At 50.8% G+C, this 17,076-nt stretch carries 17 protein-coding genes, 1 pseudogene and 1 riboswitch; of the genes and pseudogenes, 12 read left to right on the plus strand and 6 right to left on the minus strand.

What is annotated here, in order from left to right; all coding sequences use genetic code 11:
* The first annotated feature begins 15 nt into the window (after positions 1-15).
* From PAECUDRAFT_RS00260 to PAECUDRAFT_RS00270, 4 genes and pseudogenes are all read left to right on the plus strand, one after another.
* Positions 16-342 carry a hypothetical protein gene (locus PAECUDRAFT_RS00260; protein WP_006036071.1) on the plus strand — a complete coding sequence of 109 codons (327 nt, stop codon included), beginning with the start codon at positions 16-18 and terminating at the stop codon, positions 340-342.
* A gap of 727 nt (positions 343-1,069) precedes the next feature.
* Positions 1,070-1,363, plus strand: a pseudogene (locus PAECUDRAFT_RS25490) (polymorphic toxin-type HINT domain-containing protein); the annotation flags it as partial.
* Positions 1,364-1,966 carry a hypothetical protein gene (locus PAECUDRAFT_RS26230; protein WP_233516698.1) on the plus strand — a complete coding sequence of 201 codons (603 nt, stop codon included), beginning with the start codon at positions 1,364-1,366 and terminating at the stop codon, positions 1,964-1,966. It begins immediately after the preceding pseudogene.
* Between the two features lie 262 nt (positions 1,967-2,228).
* Positions 2,229-2,759 carry an IS110 family transposase gene (locus tag PAECUDRAFT_RS00270; protein ID WP_006036073.1) on the plus strand — a complete coding sequence of 177 codons (531 nt, stop codon included), beginning with the start codon at positions 2,229-2,231 and terminating at the stop codon, positions 2,757-2,759.
* Here PAECUDRAFT_RS00270 and PAECUDRAFT_RS00275 read toward each other — a convergent pair.
* Complete coding sequence (locus tag PAECUDRAFT_RS00275; protein ID WP_006036074.1) at positions 2,756-3,154, minus strand: MerR family transcriptional regulator; 399 nt, start codon at positions 3,152-3,154, stop codon at positions 2,756-2,758. The two genes, PAECUDRAFT_RS00270 and PAECUDRAFT_RS00275, sit on opposite strands and share 4 nt — an antisense overlap.
* Before the next feature lie 117 nt (positions 3,155-3,271).
* Between PAECUDRAFT_RS00275 and PAECUDRAFT_RS00280 the strand changes: the two genes are divergently transcribed.
* A complete protein-coding gene (locus tag PAECUDRAFT_RS00280; protein ID WP_006036075.1) occupies positions 3,272-4,036 on the plus strand; it encodes an SDR family NAD(P)-dependent oxidoreductase in 765 nt (254 codons plus the stop codon).
* A 146-nt stretch (positions 4,037-4,182) separates the two neighbouring features.
* Entirely contained in the window at positions 4,183-4,479 is a 297-nt protein-coding gene (locus tag PAECUDRAFT_RS25110; protein WP_006036076.1) for a hypothetical protein, read from the plus strand.
* Here the strand turns inward: PAECUDRAFT_RS25110 and PAECUDRAFT_RS00290 are convergent.
* From PAECUDRAFT_RS00290 to PAECUDRAFT_RS00300, 3 genes are read right to left on the minus strand one after another with little or no spacing between them, the layout of a single operon-like run.
* Positions 4,423-5,541: a GerAB/ArcD/ProY family transporter gene (locus PAECUDRAFT_RS00290; protein WP_006036077.1), complete on the minus strand. Its 1,119-nt coding sequence runs from the start codon at positions 5,539-5,541 to the stop codon at positions 4,423-4,425. The two genes, PAECUDRAFT_RS25110 and PAECUDRAFT_RS00290, sit on opposite strands and share 57 nt — an antisense overlap.
* A gap of 19 nt (positions 5,542-5,560) precedes the next feature.
* Positions 5,561-6,784 (minus strand): Ger(x)C family spore germination protein, encoded by a 1,224-nt coding sequence (locus tag PAECUDRAFT_RS00295; RefSeq protein ID WP_006036078.1) that lies wholly within the window; start codon positions 6,782-6,784, stop codon positions 5,561-5,563.
* 47 nt (positions 6,785-6,831) lie between these two features.
* Positions 6,832-8,457, minus strand: coding sequence for a spore germination protein (locus PAECUDRAFT_RS00300; RefSeq protein WP_006036079.1), 1,626 nt, complete (start codon positions 8,455-8,457; stop codon positions 6,832-6,834).
* 243 nt (positions 8,458-8,700) lie between these two features.
* Between PAECUDRAFT_RS00300 and greA the strand changes: the two genes are divergently transcribed.
* The 4 genes from greA to PAECUDRAFT_RS00320 all read left to right on the plus strand — a co-directional run bounded on the left by greA (position 8,701) and on the right by PAECUDRAFT_RS00320 (position 11,886).
* Positions 8,701-9,180: a transcription elongation factor GreA gene (gene greA, locus PAECUDRAFT_RS00305; protein ID WP_006036080.1), complete on the plus strand. Its 480-nt coding sequence runs from the start codon at positions 8,701-8,703 to the stop codon at positions 9,178-9,180.
* A 287-nt stretch (positions 9,181-9,467) separates the two neighbouring features.
* Positions 9,468-9,788 carry a hypothetical protein gene (locus PAECUDRAFT_RS00310; RefSeq protein ID WP_040710374.1) on the plus strand — a complete coding sequence of 107 codons (321 nt, stop codon included), beginning with the start codon at positions 9,468-9,470 and terminating at the stop codon, positions 9,786-9,788.
* Entirely contained in the window at positions 9,785-10,972 is a 1,188-nt protein-coding gene (locus PAECUDRAFT_RS00315) for an NAD(P)/FAD-dependent oxidoreductase (RefSeq protein ID WP_006036082.1), read from the plus strand. Before PAECUDRAFT_RS00310 ends, PAECUDRAFT_RS00315 begins: the two co-directional genes overlap by 4 nt.
* Before the next feature lie 47 nt (positions 10,973-11,019).
* On the plus strand, positions 11,020-11,886 hold the full coding sequence (locus tag PAECUDRAFT_RS00320) for an RNA polymerase sigma-70 factor (protein ID WP_006036083.1): 867 nt from the start codon (positions 11,020-11,022) through the stop codon (positions 11,884-11,886).
* Between the two features lie 105 nt (positions 11,887-11,991).
* Here PAECUDRAFT_RS00320 and PAECUDRAFT_RS00325 read toward each other — a convergent pair whose 3' ends face one another.
* Positions 11,992-13,170 carry a glycosyltransferase family 4 protein gene (locus tag PAECUDRAFT_RS00325; RefSeq protein ID WP_233516699.1) on the minus strand — a complete coding sequence of 393 codons (1,179 nt, stop codon included), beginning with the start codon at positions 13,168-13,170 and terminating at the stop codon, positions 11,992-11,994.
* 54 nt (positions 13,171-13,224) lie between these two features.
* Between PAECUDRAFT_RS00325 and PAECUDRAFT_RS00330 the strand changes: the two genes are divergently transcribed.
* A complete protein-coding gene (locus PAECUDRAFT_RS00330) occupies positions 13,225-14,340 on the plus strand; it encodes a glycosyltransferase (RefSeq protein WP_006036085.1) in 1,116 nt (371 codons plus the stop codon).
* Positions 14,337-14,948, plus strand: a complete 612-nt coding sequence (locus PAECUDRAFT_RS00335; RefSeq protein ID WP_006036086.1) for a glycerol-3-phosphate acyltransferase — start codon at positions 14,337-14,339, stop codon at positions 14,946-14,948. The genes PAECUDRAFT_RS00330 and PAECUDRAFT_RS00335 overlap by 4 nt, the downstream gene beginning before the upstream one ends.
* 49 nt (positions 14,949-14,997) lie before the next feature.
* Here PAECUDRAFT_RS00335 and ade read toward each other — a convergent pair whose 3' ends face one another.
* Positions 14,998-16,755 carry an adenine deaminase gene (gene ade, locus PAECUDRAFT_RS00340; RefSeq protein ID WP_006036087.1) on the minus strand — a complete coding sequence of 586 codons (1,758 nt, stop codon included), beginning with the start codon at positions 16,753-16,755 and terminating at the stop codon, positions 14,998-15,000.
* A 50-nt stretch (positions 16,756-16,805) separates the two neighbouring features.
* Positions 16,806-16,905: riboswitch (purine riboswitch) on the minus strand.
* Between the last annotated feature and the right edge of the window lie 171 nt (positions 16,906-17,076).

Below are 17,076 nucleotides of genomic sequence, written 5' to 3' on the forward strand. Positions count from 1 at the left end.
CGAGGTGGTTGTGTCTTGGATATATCAGTTCAAGAAATTAAGGATTTTGTGCTCGAATATAATCTTGAGGAAAGGACTATTTCAGGGTTTTGGAATTACTTTAATAATTACCAAACTGAATGTGAGGGTGAGTTCCTTTGTGATTTCCCTGACTATAGCAGTGATGAGGTTGAGCTATATATTGATAGCATTGCACTTAGGATAACCAATTGGCCTGACGATGGTTACAATCATGTAGTTGTTGCATTAAGAATGCATTACAAAGAACAATATGCTGGTATATATAAAATGACATACACATTGAACGGGGAGATAGAAGATGACCAACTATCTCTAATATAGTGATAAATAGGAGTATGCCACATGCGAGTGTTGAACTATAACCTCATTTATGGATAGTTTTGAAAAACGGTTGGCGTAGTCTTAAGCAGCTAGGAGATGACTTCTGAACTCATCAGGAGTCATCTCTTTTAATGTCATTAGTAGCGTTCGGAATCAAGTAGGCCATGTATTCATTGACTCTTAAGCGTAGCTCTTTTATAGATTTACAGCCCATAGATGCATTGTCCCAGCAATTTCCTTTACGAGATATTGACTATTTAAAGTCAGCTTCGGTGATAAGGAAACGGGTTTAGGGTGTGTATAGTGCATGCCCTGGTCGGAATGGAAGATAGCATCTGGATGAATATGACCATCCAATATCGACCCTAGCGGTCATTTATGTGTCTCAGAGACGGCAGAAATATTCATTCAGGGACATGTGCTCCCAACTCGAATGGGTATTTTATAAGCAATTACCAAGCTGATACAATGCCATATATTGTGAATGGTCAAATTAGAGGGAATTTTCAAAAAGGAATGGTCCTTATATTACGTCAAGAGAGATTGGCACTATCAAACGTTCTGGCGGAGGCATGCCCGCATTATATAATTCAACGTGGAATGAAAGCGGGTATGTTCCTAACATTAGTTATAAAGGTGGGGCGGCTGCAGGAAATCTGCATCAGGAAAATCAAGATGTAATTGTTTTACTGCTGGTACGAAAGTTCAGACAGACGAAGGAGAGAAAAATATCGAAGACATTCAAGTCGGAGATAAGGTTCTCTCGAAGGACGAGACAACGGGTGAAGAAGCCTACAAAGAGGTAACGGCAACGTTCAACCACGAGACGGATGAGATTTACAAGATTCATGTGAGCGGTCAGTCGATTGAATCGACCTTCAACCATCCGTTTTATGTGCAGGGCAAGGGGTGGACGTTCGTCAAAGACCTTAAAGTAGGTGACTTGCTAGTTCAGAGTGATGGGAATACACTCAAGATTGATAGCATCGAACTGTTGCACAAGCAGGTAACGGTTTACAACATGACGGTTGATGAGTTCCATACCTATTTTGTCAGCGAACTTGGGATTTGGGTGCATAATACTAATAGTGGTATAAACAATGTTCGTGTTATGCAAGACACAAAAATTAAGGGGTATACAGTAAGTATGGATGTCGAAAGAGGTGGATCTGGACTCGTAAATGTACATGTTAAAGTAAATAATACAAAATATTTTTACGATGCAGAGACTAGTCAATTCCTAGATGGCACAGGTAACAGATTACCTAATTCACTAAGAGGAAACGAACAAATTAATAATGCATTGAAAAAGGCTCAGAAATATGTGAAAAGTTGGTGTTTTAATATTAATATGACAAAAGAAAAGAATAATAAAAAATCGAAATATCAAGAAATAAAATACATCAAATATAACCAAGATGATATTTTGGAAATATTGACTGAGGCTTTAGCTAAAGAAAATGGTTTCGGAACATTTTATTCTAAAGCGATGTTATTGGGTACTCTTGGGAAAGACTTAAGGCTGATTGCTGTAATTGGAGAACTTGAAGATGACGAAAAAATTGAGTTAATTAATTTAAATGAATTAGATGAAAATATGAATTATAACGGTACACATAAATAGGATTGGGCGGCTTACTCACATAAGAGTGAGCCGCCTCTTTTTCATGGCGCTAGCCAGTGCCGAATGAATCGAGCGGCTAAGATAAAAAGAATTTAACGCTCACTATCCCCGAATAAGATATTTTCACAACCCCTGTACGCACAATTCCGTTCAGTTAGCTTTACTTTTGTTGGAACGAGAAGCTAGAGGTCATTGAGTTTGAGAACAAGCCATCGGCTTTCCCTGCGGTGGTAAGCAAGTCAAGAAGCATTTGCAGGAAGGCATGACTGTTGTATTTGGGCTTGAGGATGTGGGCGGCTACGGAAGGTCATTAGCCGTTTATCTTGTAGAGAATCATTTCCAAGTAAAAGAGGTTAATGCTGCTTTATCCAACTGGAAGCGTAAAAGTTATGCTACGACGGAGAAGTATGACAGTTGGGATGCGGAGAACATCGCCAAGCTGTTACTGGATGAACTGGATAGATTACCAAATGCCCAACCACATGATGATTACCTGGATTCAGAAACAGCTTGTGATGCGGTGGTACAGCTTACGGGATACGCTTTTGGTATTTGGGTTCACAATACTGGTGCTTGTAACTGGAAATGTGTAAAGCAACTCGGACATACTTTTTCAACTCATGGTGAAGGTGCTCAAAATACAAAAAGCTTGACAGATAGGGCTAGAAGTACAGGGAGTAATAAAGGGCAATGGCTCGATAATCAGGAAGCGGCAGACTTCATTGAGGTCAATCAGAGAGTTCTGGTTGGCCTATTTTTATGTTTTCCGCGTCGGGATATCCACTGCCTCTAGTCCGCACCCCGCCTAGCCAACTCCTCCACCAACCTAACATTCCCCGGGTCCTCATAAAATCCAATCTTCGCCGTCAGCAGCTCCGCATTGGCCTTCAGAGCTTCAATCTGCCGCAGCACCTCCTTGCGATGCGAGGCGAGCAGCGCCTTGCGCTCCTCGATCGTCGAGCTGCCTTGCTTGCTCCAATCGCAATATTGCTTTATTTCCTTAATCGGCATACCGGTGTCTTTCAGGCAGCATATTAATTTGAGCCAGTTCATATCGTCGTCGGTGAAGACGCGGTTGCCGGATGCGTTGCGGGAGACGAAGGGCAGCAGCCCCTCTTTATCATAAAAGCGTAAGGTGTGAGCAGTCAGTCCGAATTGCTGGGCAGCTTCATTGATCGTATAGGTCATAAAAATATCTCCATTTCGCGCTTGACTTAGAGTGAACTCGAAGTGATAACCTCATATCAGCCACTAACGAACGAGCAAGTGACAGTGGTTAAACCATACAATAAAGGAGATCCTACCATGAATACAAGCACGAAAATCGCAGTAGTAACCGGAGGAAGTCGCGGGCTTGGCCGGAATACGGCGCTGGCTTTGTCGCGTAAGGGAATCGATGTGATCGTGACGTACCACAGCCAGAAGGAGCAAGCAGATGCGGTCGTTAGCGAAATTACGGCAATGGGCAATCGCGCCGCTGCTTTGCAGCTTGATGCGGGGCTGGTTTCCTCCTTCGAAGATTTTGCAGCGCGGCTTACGGATGTGCTGCAAACCCAATGGAATCGGACGAGCTTCGATTTTCTGATCAACAATGCAGGCTTCGGAATTAACGCGCCATTCGCCAGCACGACGGAGGAGCAGTTCGACAGCCTGATGAACGTGCATTTTAAGGGCGTTTATTTCTTAACGCAGAAGCTGCTTCCGCTGCTGGCGGATCAAGGCGGAATCGTGAACGTATCGACGGGACTCGCTCGATTCTCGCTCCCGGGCTATAGCGCGTATGCGGCGATGAAGGGCGCGATCGAGGTGCTGACGCGATACATGGCGAAGGAGCTCGGTCCTCGCGGCATTCGCGTGAACGCGATCGCGCCGGGCGCAATCGCGACCGATTTTGGCGGCGGCGGCCTGAAAGCAAGCCAAGAGATGCGCGAGTATATCGGCTCCGTCACGGCGCTGGGCAGAGCTGGCGAAGCAGACGATATCGGCGGCGTTGTAGCTTCCTTATGCTCGGATGAGATGGGCTGGGTGAACGCGCAGCGGATCGAAGCGTCCGGCGGCATGTTCCTGTAAATATCCATACCGCAAGCCGGCCCTTGCCCCAACAAGTGGCCGGCTTGCGGTATTTTCGTGCATTCACGTTGCGTTCTGGTGGATCATGCGGATTTTGGGACACAATACGACCATAAGTTCAAACCGGAACGGAAGGTGAACGCAACATGAAATATACGAAGAGGTATGCGGTGTTCGCGCTGCTCTTTGTTTGCAGCATCTCCTTAAATGTGATGATGGATATGATTCAGAAGCTGCCCCCTTACCGAATCAAACGCAATCTGGTATTCCCATTTCAAATGCTGGATCCCATTGAAGCGGTGGTTTTGGTTATCCTCATCATCATTTTGTTTCGGAAGCCGTTGTATGCATGCTTCGCTGCGATATTCAAACGCATGAAGGCTTCATCAGGTGGAAGCGGCGGAACGCCGTCCTCGCCGAATCAATCCGATCAACAACAGTAAGAGAGGAATGCCGAATTGCAGAGGCAAGTGAAGATAATAGGGCACAAGCTTCAGCCCTTCCTGCAGATGCTCGGTCAGGTTGCCGGCAATGGTCAGCGAAGTGAACAATACGATAAGGCAAATCGGCGTGATGAGCGTATTGTAGTTATCCATCCGAAACAAATCGCGGGCAGCTAATATGGCGGCGAAAATGAACGTGCCGATTTTGAAGAAGCTCGTGACGACTAGCAAGAAAAGAACGAGCGAGTCCATCCGTTGAACGAATTCGGCCAGTCTTAGTCGGCTTAGGGAAGTGAATAGCGGGAAGGTCGCCCGCGAAGCGATCTCGATGCCGAGCACGGATACGTTCACGAATATGGCAAAGCATAGCAGGATGGCGCTCAAGGCCATTCCGGCAATGGCGACGGGAACGGCAATATTGACTTTTTTGGTCAAATGGGGCAGGAACATCGTCATCACGACCATTTCTCCGAATGGAAACGTTAGGTTCGTCGGGAAGAGCGCCTTCCATATCGGCTTCCAGCCTTCTCCTAGTATTGGCATCATGCGATGGCGGTCCGACAGGTCTGAGACTGCGACCAATGCAACGATAAACAGAAACAATACGCAGCAGAGCAGAAAGAAGACGAATGCCGTTCGCCCGAACACCTCAATGCCCAAGTGGATCAGATAACCGACGACGATCAGGATGAAAGCCGCTAAGGCGAACATGGGAGTGGAGTCGTAAGCAGCGGCTGCCAGCAGATCGACAAAATCGCGGGTGTTGCGACCCGCAATGTACATGAAATAGAGGAGATAAGCAAAGCCGATCACCCACCCGGGCACTGGCCCGATAATTTGGCGGATATATGCGGTTAACGGAAGGTCGGGATACATGCGGTACAACGTCCCGTGTACGCAAGCGAAGAAGAGTAAACCGAGCATGCAACCGCATAGGATCACGATCCAGGCATCTTGCTTTGCTTCCATGCCGACGGGAATGACGACGGCCGAGCCTAGCTCAAACAAAGTAACCCATGCGAATAGATGCAATGGTCCGAAATACTCGACGCGGTTTTTCATGCCAACATGCCTCCCAACATTACGATTTTTCTTTCTCTAACAAGGATTTTCCTCTCATGCCGCCTCGTTGAATCTGTCCCTCGAAGGTGATATTGACTTCCGCCTCGGCGAACGTTTCGCCCCAGTTGTCTTTGACCTTCTTCCACTGCTTGGGATGGGAGCGCTGCAAAATGACGCCGAAGCCGAATACATCCGCTTGAAACGCTTGAGCCTGAGCGATTGCATCCCTCATGTTCGCCTTCGTCGCTTCGCCCCATTCTTGTTCCAGCTTCGTAAGCACGGACAGCTTTCCCAGCGCGATTCCGCATTTTACTTCCGCAACATTGCCTTCCGCCATGACAAGGATTTTGACTTTAGCCTGTCCGTTATTCATTGTGACTTCCGTTTTTGTTTTGCTTTTAATGACTTCAAGCGCCACGCCGTCCGCTTCCCCTTCGCAAGAGAGGTTCATCACCGTTCCCTTCGTTCGATTCGCGACGAGCATGTAACCTTGCGCCTTTTCATTTTCCAGCCACCCAACGAGCTTGCCCTCTCGAAACATGGCGACTCCGGATATTTCAAGATGGTAGGGAGGACGAGTCTGCTCCAGATTTTGTTTCTTGCCGATATGCGCATCGTCGCCGACAATTTTGACGCCGCTGATCGAGGGCTCCGCCCCCGGATTAATCAGTTTGCGGATGGCATCATCGATGCCGATGACGGGGGATTCGGACCAAACTTTCGACGACACTTCGCTTGCGCCCAGCAAGGCCTCTGCTTCTAGAGGCGAAAGCGGGACGATCGCGCTTATTAATTTTCCAGGCGTGTTGTTTTTGGCTACGAGAATCATCGAGGTTAGGCGCACCTCATGAGAGCGCTCGAAGAAGTCGAATATTTCCTTAATCCCGCTTTGGGCGATTCGCTCTCCGAGTATGACTACCTGCACGTGGGAGAAGAAGAGCTGCCTTGGCACTTGCTTGGACGCTTTGCGGATGCCTTCGAATAGCGTCTTGGATTTGACGCTGTAGATCGAGAAGGGGGCGTAGCCGTTGCCGGCTTTGCCGGAATTCGTTAGCTCGCCAGGCATGACGACCTGAAACGATAACTCGTAATCGTCGGAGTTCGCCGCTTTGTCGATGGCCATTGCGGTTACGACGGCGAGCGAATTCAGTTCCCTGCTGTTCCAGCACCCCGTCATGATGAAGGCGGATGCGAGTGCAGCTGCTGCTAGAAGTAGCTTTGCTAACCGCTTAACCGACTTCATGCGGTAACCGCCTCCTCGTCTGATCATTTGTTTTATTGTTGCGGCTGTTACCCAGGCTGCTGCCCCGGCGGCATCCGAACGGTATCCTCGGCTGTATCGTCCGGACGCTCTCGAATGCTCCAGTGCGGGAGCCGCAAGAAAATATCTTTCATTTGCTTGTACTTAAGCGGAACTAGCGGAGACAGGAACGAGACGCCGATGGAGCGCAGCGCATTCATATGCCCGATCATCATGATCATGCCCAGCACGATGCCATAGAAGCCTAGAAAACCGGCTGCGAGCATGAACAGAAAACGAAGCAGCCTCGCCGTGATCGCCATGTTGTATGCCGGAATCGAGAAGTTCGCGATGGCCGTAATGGCGACGACGATGACCATGATCGGAGAGACGATGCCAGCTTGGACCGCTGCCTCGCCCAGCACTAATGCGCCGACGATAGATACCGTCTGTCCGACCGCACGAGGCATGCGTACGCCTGCTTCCCGTAAAATCTCGAAGCTGATTTCCATCGAGAACGCCTCGATGATGGCAGGAAAGGGGACGCCTTCTCTTGATCCAGACAAGTTGATAAGGAGCGATGTCGGCAGCATCTCCTGATGAAATGTGGTCAGTGCAATATAGAAAGCTGGACCGAATAAGGAGATGACGAATGCCATGTAACGCAGCAGCCGGATGAAAGTCCCGATGTCGTACCGTTGATAATAATCCTCTGCTGAAGCGAAAAATTGCGCAAAAACGGTAGGCACTACCAAAGCGAACGGCGTGCCGTCGACCAATATCGCGACCCTGCCTTCAAGCAGGTTCGCCGCAATGACGTCAGGCCTTTCCGTGTTGAATACGGTAGGGAAAGGAGAGTTCCAGTTGTCCTCGATAAATTCCTCGATGTAACCCGATTCCAGGATGGCATCGGTGTTGATTTTGCCAAGGCGTGTTCGGACCTCTTGCACAATCTCGGGTTTCGCGATGCCTTCAATGTAAAGCATGGCGATGCTCGTCTGCGTGACGGCTCCGATCTTGAGCACTTCGAAACCAAAATGAGGGCTCCGAATCCGACGGCGCACGAGCGAGATATTCGTCGCAATCGCCTCGGAGAAGCTGTCCTTCGGACCGCGAATCACGACTTGCGTGCTGGCTTCGGATACTGCACGCGTTTCTCCGCCAATCGTGTTGCCGCAGATACACTCGCTCCAGCCGTTGACGAGCAGTATCGTTTTGCCTGTCAACAGCTCCAGCAGCATGTTCGTCCAATTGTCGATCACTTCAATTTGGCCAACCGCCAAAGCATTGCTGCAAATATATTGGAAAGCGTCCTCCGGCGATTGTGCGCCTTCCGGTACTTCTGGTAAAAACGGCGACATTAACGATTTCATGACGAACTCGTTGACGGATTCTTTGTTCGTTAGCGTATCCATATAAATGGCTGCAACCTGGAGCTGTTGGCCGACTCGCAGCGTAAGTTTGCGCACGATCAAGTCGGGACTTGTTGCCAGATCAGAGCGAATTCGATTGATATTCGCGTCTAAATCCGTTTCCAGCTGGCCGGATGCGACGGGACGACCTGCTGCTCCAAGATGGCCGCTGGTGTTGCTTTTGTTGCTATTGCTGCTATGACTGGTCGCTCCGCCGCTGCTGGCGCCGCCATTGCTGAATAATAGCCTTCGTACCTTTCTCACGTTCGCACCTCCACTGGCTGCATGTCATGAAGCATGTCGTGTATGGTTAGTATGTGTTACTTGTCCTTTTTTTACCTATGAAGATTGTATGATTCTAAAAAAATGTAATGTACAGCATTACAAATGCAGGGGGTTCATCATAAAAATGCCGCGTTCTGGCGGGTTCGGTTTCTTTTTGCCGGTTCCTCGTCGTTTAGTGGTATACTGAGTAATACGGAATAAATGAGATAGGGAGTTGTCACGATGGCGAAAGCAGAAGAAGTGATTTTGACGCAAGAGGGCTACGACAAGTTAATGGCCGAGCTTGAGGAGCTTAAGACGACAACGCGCAAGGAGCTTGCGGAGCGATTGAAGGTCGCAATCAGCTACGGCGATTTGAAGGAAAATAGCGAATACCATTCTGCCAAGAATGACCAGTCGTTCGTGGAGACGAGAATCAAGACGCTGGAGAATATGTTCAAACATGCCCGGATCGTGCAAGCCGAGAAGCTGGATACGGCAGTCGTACAAGTTGGATTTACGGTGAAGCTGCATGATGTCGAATTCGATGAGGACGTAACGTATACGATCGTCGGTCCAGCCGAAGCGGACATTATGAATAATAAGCTGTCTTACGAAAGTCCGTTGGGCAAAGAGCTGATCGGCAAATCTGTAGGCAACGCGATTACGGTTACGGCGCCATCGGGGCTAATTAGCTATAAAATACTTGAGATTACGATCTAACGCGCGAGGGTGGGGAGTGCAGGAGTTGATCCTGTGCTCTTTTTTATTTTCAGGACAGGATAGGACAGGTCATTGTAAATTGTACAATGAGAGAGAGTCTGCCCCTCGATAGGGACGAAGGTCATTGCAGTACGTGCAATAACAAATGAACAAAATGGCTTCTACCCGCCCTATTGATCACATAGCATCCGCGCACGCTGCACAGAATGCAATGAGATCATCTTATTCCGGTGACTTATGATGATACCGTTGTAAGGAATGCAATGGCGAGGAGCATCTGCGATAAGGTGAGCGATCTCTCATTGGACAATGTGATGCTGCAGATCGATTACGAGGAAGGGCATGGCCATCTTCATTTGGGATATCGCATTCACGAGGTGCGCGTGCCGGATGTGCCTGCTGACTGCGGGGACGCGTTCGTTCTCGCCGATTGGCGCAAATTTATGTCCAACGGAATCCGTTTCCATGGAGGCAACAAGCGCATGAGCAAGGATCGCAAAAACCCGTCGGATGAAATCTGGCGGGTTTTTCGATTTTTCAGTTGTCACAATATCCAGACCTCCCTCGTTCTATATGCAAATGCGCAAAGAGGGAGTGGTTTCGGATGAAAGAACGGACCTGTGTCGTATGGGGCGGAGGCTATGCGGGAATACACGCGATCAAAGCGATTGCGCAGTGGTGCCATAATGCGGAGGGCAACGAGCGATGGCGGCTTGTTCTTATCGATAAGTCGCCGCATCATGTTCGGAAGGTGCTGCTGTTCCGTCCAGCTGTAGAGACGGAAAATATTGCGGTCCCATGGCAGCAGATTTTACCGGAACATGTTCAATACGTGCAAGGCAGCGTAAGGAATGTTGACGACGCGCACAAATGCTTGGTTTATCAGGATGCCGAAGGCAATGATCAGCAGCTCCCTTATGAGGTGCTAGTGATTGCAGCTGGCAGCAGTATCCGATTGCCGCAGCAGGAGCAGGGCGGATTTACATTGGCCGATGCAGCGTCGGCGGCGCGCATTCGAACGCAATGGCTGGCCAATCTGAAGCAAGCGGCCGTCGAAACGCATGCATCCAAACGGCAGCAGCTCATGTCGGCGGCAGTTGTCGGCGGAGGGATTACAGGCATCGAAACGGCGGCGGAGCTGGCCTACGCGATGAAGGCGGAAGCGGCGAGATTAGGGCTGGATGCTGGTCATGTCCGCGTTCATCTGTTGAATAAGCAGCAGCGGCTGTTTGTGGAAGGGCCGACTAAGGCGAGCCGCAAATTGGATCGTGAATTGGCAGCGTGCGGCGTGACGATTCATCATGCATGCGAAGCGGTCCGAGAGGCAGGCGGACAGCTCCTCTTGGCAGGAGGAGATCAACTGCCTGTGGGGTTAACGATATGGGCGCTCGGCCTTGTCCCGAATCCCGTGCTTCGCAGCATGGCATTGCCGCTCACGAACGATGGACAGATTCAAGTCGATGAATGCTATCGCGTCCATGGATTGTCGAATGTGTACAGCATCGGCGACTGCGCGCATATCGTAGATCCTGCAAGCGGGAAAGCGGATCGGATGACCTGCAAGGAGGCGGTGCCTCAAGCGCAGCGTCTAGGCAAAATCATTCGGGCAGACCAAGCGGGACACCCGGCTCCGCCGCATAAGCCGGTCATGGATACGTTCGTTATCGGGCTCGGGCCCGGTCGAGGCTTGCTGTGGACGCATAAGTGGGGACTTGATATGATCATTACAGGCAAGCTGGCGTATAAGATCAAAAGCTACGTGTGGGATTATGCGAGTCTGCTTAAGGGCTAAATCGGAAGTGGATTTGGCGGCAACGATGATGGAAGCTGGTGATCTAGATGGTGGAATTATATGAACGGTATCATAGGCTTTTATTCCAATTAGCTTATCAATTAATCGGCTCGGTGTCAGATGCCGAGGATGCAGTGCAGGACGTATTCGAGAAGCTGCAGCGCGTACAGAGCGACCAGTTGGCGGAGCCGAAGGCTTATCTATGCAAAATGGTCACGAACCGATGTCTCGATCACCTCCGATCGGCGAGGGTAAGGCGTGAGCAGTATGTCGGTCCTTGGCTGCCTGAGCCGATTGCTGTGGAAGCCTCGGACGATGCGTTCGAAACGGTCGTCCGCAATGATTTGCTATCCTATGCGCTGCTCGCATTGATGGAGCGATTGACGCCCGCCGAGCGTGCCGTCTTTGTCCTGCGGGAGGCGCTGGGCTTCGATTATCCTGCCATTGCGGAGCTTATCGATAAGAGCGAGGCCAATTGCCGCAAGCTGATGAGCCGGGCGCGAGGGAAGATGGGGGTGTCCGAGGAGGAATTGTCGGAGACTGGATCAGTGGGAGATGAATGGATACATCAATTTCTTGCCGCGCTCTCGCAGGGAAAGGTGGATACTGTGCTATCGCTGCTTGCCGAGGATGCGGTTTGCGTGTCCGATGGCGGAGGCAAAGTGCTCGCTGCGATTCAGCCGATCGTGTCCAGAGAGCGCGTTGCGCGATTCTTGCTTGGCATTATTCGCAAGGAGCAGCAGGAAGCAACGAGCGATGTAACGGTAGAGCTGATGCCAATGAATGGACAAACGGGCATTGTGCTGCGGGAAGGCGGCAGCGTGACGAGCGTCATTTTATTGCAAGTCAAAAATGGATTGTTGCACGATATGTACATCGTTCGCAATCCGGATAAGCTGGCGCATCTCCAGTAGTGGCACCGCGCGCGCACAAGCAGCCCCGCATCAGCTGATGCGGGGCTATTCGTGATCTCTCATGCAAAATGCGTTTCATAGATTCGGGCTTGGATGATGAATGAGTTATGGGGCTGGTTTGATCTGCAAGGCGATTAATATATTATTGAAATCTGATAAGTAACGCGAAGGCGAATATTGTATGCGAATGTGCTCCTCGCCTTGTTTAATGATGTTCGCGCGCAGCGTCTTGTTTTCCATTAATTCGATCGCATGGCAGACGGCATCATGCACGGCGCCGGAGAAAAATTTGCCGGTTACGTTATGAATGACGGAGCTGCGAATGCCGTCGGAGTCAGTGGTTAGTACCGGACAGCGGCAACTGATCGCTTCGGAAACCGCATAGCCGAAGCTTTCGTTGACGGAAGTAGAGACGAGCATGCCGCCAGAGCTTCCAACGGTTGAGAGATAGAATGGCATCGAGCTGTGCGGAATGTTGGGATGAAAGAGGATGCGGTCGCCAAGCTTGAGCTTATGGACCGTTTGCTCAAACCGAATGAGCTCTTCCGGCTCAAAGATGGTAACGTCGCCGAACATCCATAAGCGTAGTTTCGGATAAAATCTCGAAAGCTCGGAACCGATTTGCAGGAACAGCTTCCAATTCTTATTGCGTTCAATTCGGCCAACCCAAGCGAGGATTGGATCTCCAGTCGGGTTCAAGCCGGGAATTGGCTGATAGCGAAAGAGATTCGTGTCGACGATATTTTGAATATAGAAGCGTGGAAAGTCATGCAGGTGGGCGTTGAATAGCTCCATCAGGTGGCTTGTTTGGGTCGTAATGGCTCCGTTTGCATACAGCCGGATAAAGTAGGCGGCATTAGAGAGCGTCGAGAAAGCTTGCTCCTTGGTGCCAAAACCTTGCGCTTCATAGATGATTGAACCGGTATATCCAAGTCCTCTTAGTTTCTGCAGTATGAGATGATCGCAAGTCGAGATAATGGCAGCATATTGATGCGTACGAAGCAGGTTGGACAGATCTTCGTCACGGTTCGTAATGTATAGAGGGATGTCGGTAATGTTTTGCCGGCCGGCGCCATCCTGCAAGTAGAGCAAATGCCCTTCAATTCCGATCTGTCGTAGTGCCTGGCAGCGTAATCGGTTCATTGTCTCGACACCGCCGCTAGGGACGGAAAAGATAAATAGCATTTTCATCCGTTCAGCACGCCCTTGGAAGTAGTAGTTGAACTCTCCCACTATCTTATGCAGGCTAGTCATGCCCGATTGGATGCGCGCTCTTTTATTCACGCATCTATTACGCGTCGACCCTCATATATATCGGTATGGAGGGGGGATTGGACGATGTGGATCGTTGTGCTTGGCTTTATGATCGTCGGATGCGTATCCGGCTTTATTTTGTTTAGGAAGAACACGTTGCCCGTCTGCCCGAATTCGGCATGCATGTCGCTATCAGGTCCAGCTTCACGGAAGATATCGGTCATTATCCCGGCCCGCAACGAGGAGCGGAACCTGCCGTTCCTGCTCGAATCGCTTCTAACGCAGCGTGTTCCCCCTTATGAAATTATTGTAGTGGATGATGGCTCTGAGGATCAGACGAGAGCGATCGCACAGCGATATGGCGTTAAGGCAGTCGAAAACAGTGCGCTTCCCGAAGGCTGGACGGGGAAGAGCTGGGCGGTGTGGAACGGCTATTTGCAGGCGAGCGGCGATGTGCTCGTCTTTTTGGATGCGGATATTCGCTTGCAGCCTCAGGCTATGGCATCGCTGCTGCATGCAAGGGAGCGCTCCAAGGGCGTGATCTCCGTCGTGCCGTTTCATCATACGGAGCGGGTCTATGAACGGTTGGCTTTGATTATGAACATGCTTGGCATATTCGCTTTCACATCGGTGTTCGAGCGGCATAATCCGAGCAAGGGGCTGTACGGCTCCTGCATTGTTGCGCTAAGAGAAGATTACGAGCGGATCAACGGGCATGCGAGCGTCAAGTCGGAGGTGTTGGATGATCTGTTGATTGGGTCAAAATTTATGGCGGCTGGCATTCCCGTCACGAATTTTATCGGTCATGGCGTCGTCTCGTTCCGGATGTATCCGGGCGGGATTCGCAGCCAGATCGAAGGCTTTAGCAAAGGGGCCGTACTGAGCACAGCAACGCTGAAGCCATGGACAATTGTGCCGATCGCGATCTGGGTGGTGGGACTGCTAGCTTCGTATGCCGTATTTTTTGTCGCAAACACGTCTTGGGCAGTGCCTATGCTGACTGGCTATGTTCTGTACACGGCACAGCTGTTCTATTTCATGCGTTATGTCGGTCGGTTCGGATTCGTTATTCCGGTGTTGCATGTGATTTCATCGCTGTTCTTCATCGGTGTCATGCTGTATTCGCTCTACCAGGTCGTGGTGGTCGGACATGTTCGGTGGAAAGGCAGGCTCGTCCGGGTGGGGGGCAAAAGGGAATGAGTTTATTCGGGTGGACGGTCATTCTATTTCTTATCGGTTCGCTGATGTTTTCTTACTGGCTGGGGCTCGCGAGTCGTAATAATTTGAAGGCGGTAGGCGACGGCAATCCGGGCGCATTGAACTTGTGGAAAGCAGCAGGTTATAAGCTTGGCATAGCGGGGGTGCTGCTCGACTTTGCCAAAGGATATGTGCCGCTCCTATTCGTTCTCGGACTGGGATACAGCGATGGCTATGCACGAGTTCCGTTCGCAATCGCGCCGATTGCGGGCCATGCGTTCTCCCCGTTCCTGCGGGGAAAGGGCGGCAAAGCGATTGCGGTCACCTTCGGCGTGTGGAGCGCGTTAACCGCGTTTGAGGTAGCGCTCGTTTACGCCGTGCTGCTGGCGCTGCTATCGGCTGCGAACCGCTGGATTGCTGCAGGAAGAGATAAATCGCCGAGAGCAGATGCGCTTCAGGTCGTCTGCGGCATGCTGCTGCTTGGCGTTTATTTGGGCGCGCGGTCGTTCGATATGGCCATCTGGTTTGTATGGATCGGAAATTTATCGATTCTGATCGTGACCCATCGCGTGGAGTTGTTGGGCTGGCTGTGCTACCGAAGGATGAATTGAATAGGCATAAAAAGACAAGCCAATGGCATGCCATTGGCTTGTCTTTCTTTTATTCCGCCTCAATGCCAATATGCGAATTGACTGCGAAATCGAATAGCCCCTTATCCGTCAGCTTAAGCTGCGGAATGACCGGCAGCGCGAGGAACGATAACGTCAGGAACGGATTAAAATGCTCCGGAGCCTCGATGGCGCGAAGCGCGCGGTTAAGCTCCTTCATTTGGCTATAGACATGCTGATAGCTGCTGCTGGACATCAAGCCGCCGACAGGCAGCGACAAGGAAGCGAGCACTTCGCCGTCAGCGACAACCGCCAAGCCGCCGTTCGTAGCCGTCACATGCGCAATCGCGGCTACCATATCCGCATCGGAGACGCCAGCGCAAATGATATTGTGCGAGTCGTGCGCAACGGTGGAGACGATCGCGCCTTTGGCGAAGCCGAATCCTTGCACAATGCCAAGCCCGATGTTGCCCGTGCCGTGATGCCGCTCGATGACAGCAAGCTTCATCAGATCCTCTGCAGCTGAAGCGATGAAGCAGCCTGCTTCATCAAGCTGCACAGGCGCCTTGATATGGCTGGTGACGAGCGAGTTCGGAATGATTCCGATGATATTGCACGTGCTTGACGCTGGCGCAAGCCGAAGATCTGCTGCCGTAATCGACTTCAGGCGATCGCGGATTTGCACCGGCGCGACAGCGTGCGTATCGCTGGCTTCTACCGCTGGAAGCGCTAGCTCCTGCAATTCGCCATCGGCGTAGACGCAGCGCCCGCGTTTGTACACTTGGCGGATGGACAGCGACTTCAGATCATCTACGATGATGAAATCGGCAATATAGCCCGGTGCAACCGCGCCTCGGTCGCGCAGGCCGAAGCATTCCGCCGCATTAATCGTCGCCATCTGGATGGCGGTAATCGGATCAAGCCCGAATCGGATGGCGAGCCGAACGCAATGGTCGACGCTGCCTTCCTCGATAAGATCATCAATCAGCTTATCGTCGGTGACGAACAGGCATCGACGCGAGTTGCGGGGCGTGACGGCGGGCAGGAGCGCTTGTAGGTCTTTAGCCGCAGTTCCTTCGCGAATCATGACATACATGCCCAGATCAAGGCGATGCCGCGCTTCCTCGGCGTTGACGCTCTCATGGTCGGTACGGATGCCGGCAGCCATGTAGAGGTTCAGCTGCTCCCGATTAATGCCTGCCGCATGCCCATCGATATGCGCATCCAGCTCTATGGCGTCTGCAAGCTTCTGAAGCAGCCCGGAGTCGGCAGAGGCCAGCGCAGGAAAGTCCATGACCTCGGCCAGACCGAGCACTTTATCGTTAAAATAGAACGGACGCAGCTCGTCTGCTTCCAATCGTGCGCCGCTCGTCTCGAACGGGGTGCACGGCACGCAGGAGGGGAGATTGGCATAGATGTCAACAGGCTGGTTGCGAGACTGGTCCAGCATGTACTGAATGCCCTCGGCCCCCATGACGTTGCCGATTTCATGCGGATCGGTAATGACGCTTGTTACGCCATGCTGCACAACGACGCGGGCGAATTGCGGCGGAGTCAGCATCGAGCTTTCGATATGGACATGCCCGTCGATCAGGCCGGGAACGATCCACTGCCCGCTCGCATCAATGATTTGCTTGCCTTCCCTATAAGAGCCGACGCCGGCGATGATGCCGTCGACGACTGCAATATCCCCTTTCATGAATTCTCCTGTAAATACATTTACGATCGTTCCATTCTGAATGACAAGATCGGCGGGGACCTTCTTGCCAGCGACTTGAATCCGTTTCGTTAGCAGCTCTATTGTATGCATGCTCCAATTCTTCCCTTTCTATAGGCAAAATAAAAAATCCCGATTACCGCCATGCGCAATAAGCATGCAGTAATCGGGATTTTACGGTTCCCGGTAGAGACCCAAGGCCCATATTGCCAAGGTTATACGTCAATAAAATAATTGTAATCGAATCCATTTTTGTTCGCAAGCATGACGGAGTATATGATAACGTTTGATAAATGACAAATCATGTCATGTTTCTAGATTTTTATAAAATGAACTTTATATGAATTTTCATTGCGATTGTGGGAATCTAGTAAAACTTTAAGAAATCTTTATTGTTATTAATTAGCAGATTAA

The organism is Paenibacillus curdlanolyticus YK9, from assembly GCF_000179615.1.
Classification (GTDB): Bacteria; Bacillota; Bacilli; order Paenibacillales; family Paenibacillaceae; genus Paenibacillus_T; species Paenibacillus_T curdlanolyticus.

Bases quoted from the DNA above. Each gene is read 5' to 3' on its own strand.
- PAECUDRAFT_RS26230 (WP_233516698.1), top strand. From the start codon at position 1,364: ATGACGGTTGATGAGTTCCATACCTATTTTGTCAGCGAACTTGGGATT.
- PAECUDRAFT_RS00295 (WP_006036078.1), bottom strand. From the start codon at position 6,784: ATGAAGTCGGTTAAGCGGTTAGCAAAGCTACTTCTAGCAGCAGCTGCA.
- greA (WP_006036080.1), top strand. From the start codon at position 8,701: ATGGCGAAAGCAGAAGAAGTGATTTTGACGCAAGAGGGCTACGACAAG.
- PAECUDRAFT_RS00270 (WP_006036073.1), top strand. From the start codon at position 2,229: ATGACTGTTGTATTTGGGCTTGAGGATGTGGGCGGCTACGGAAGGTCA.
- PAECUDRAFT_RS25110 (WP_006036076.1), top strand. From the start codon at position 4,183: ATGAAATATACGAAGAGGTATGCGGTGTTCGCGCTGCTCTTTGTTTGC.
- PAECUDRAFT_RS00275 (WP_006036074.1), bottom strand. From the start codon at position 3,154: ATGACCTATACGATCAATGAAGCTGCCCAGCAATTCGGACTGACTGCT.
- PAECUDRAFT_RS00320 (WP_006036083.1), top strand. From the start codon at position 11,020: ATGGTGGAATTATATGAACGGTATCATAGGCTTTTATTCCAATTAGCT.
- PAECUDRAFT_RS00280 (WP_006036075.1), top strand. From the start codon at position 3,272: ATGAATACAAGCACGAAAATCGCAGTAGTAACCGGAGGAAGTCGCGGG.
- PAECUDRAFT_RS00315 (WP_006036082.1), top strand. From the start codon at position 9,785: ATGAAAGAACGGACCTGTGTCGTATGGGGCGGAGGCTATGCGGGAATA.
- ade (WP_006036087.1), bottom strand. From the start codon at position 16,755: ATGCATACAATAGAGCTGCTAACGAAACGGATTCAAGTCGCTGGCAAG.
- PAECUDRAFT_RS00330 (WP_006036085.1), top strand. From the start codon at position 13,225: ATGTGGATCGTTGTGCTTGGCTTTATGATCGTCGGATGCGTATCCGGC.
- PAECUDRAFT_RS00290 (WP_006036077.1), bottom strand. From the start codon at position 5,541: ATGAAAAACCGCGTCGAGTATTTCGGACCATTGCATCTATTCGCATGG.
- PAECUDRAFT_RS00335 (WP_006036086.1), top strand. From the start codon at position 14,337: ATGAGTTTATTCGGGTGGACGGTCATTCTATTTCTTATCGGTTCGCTG.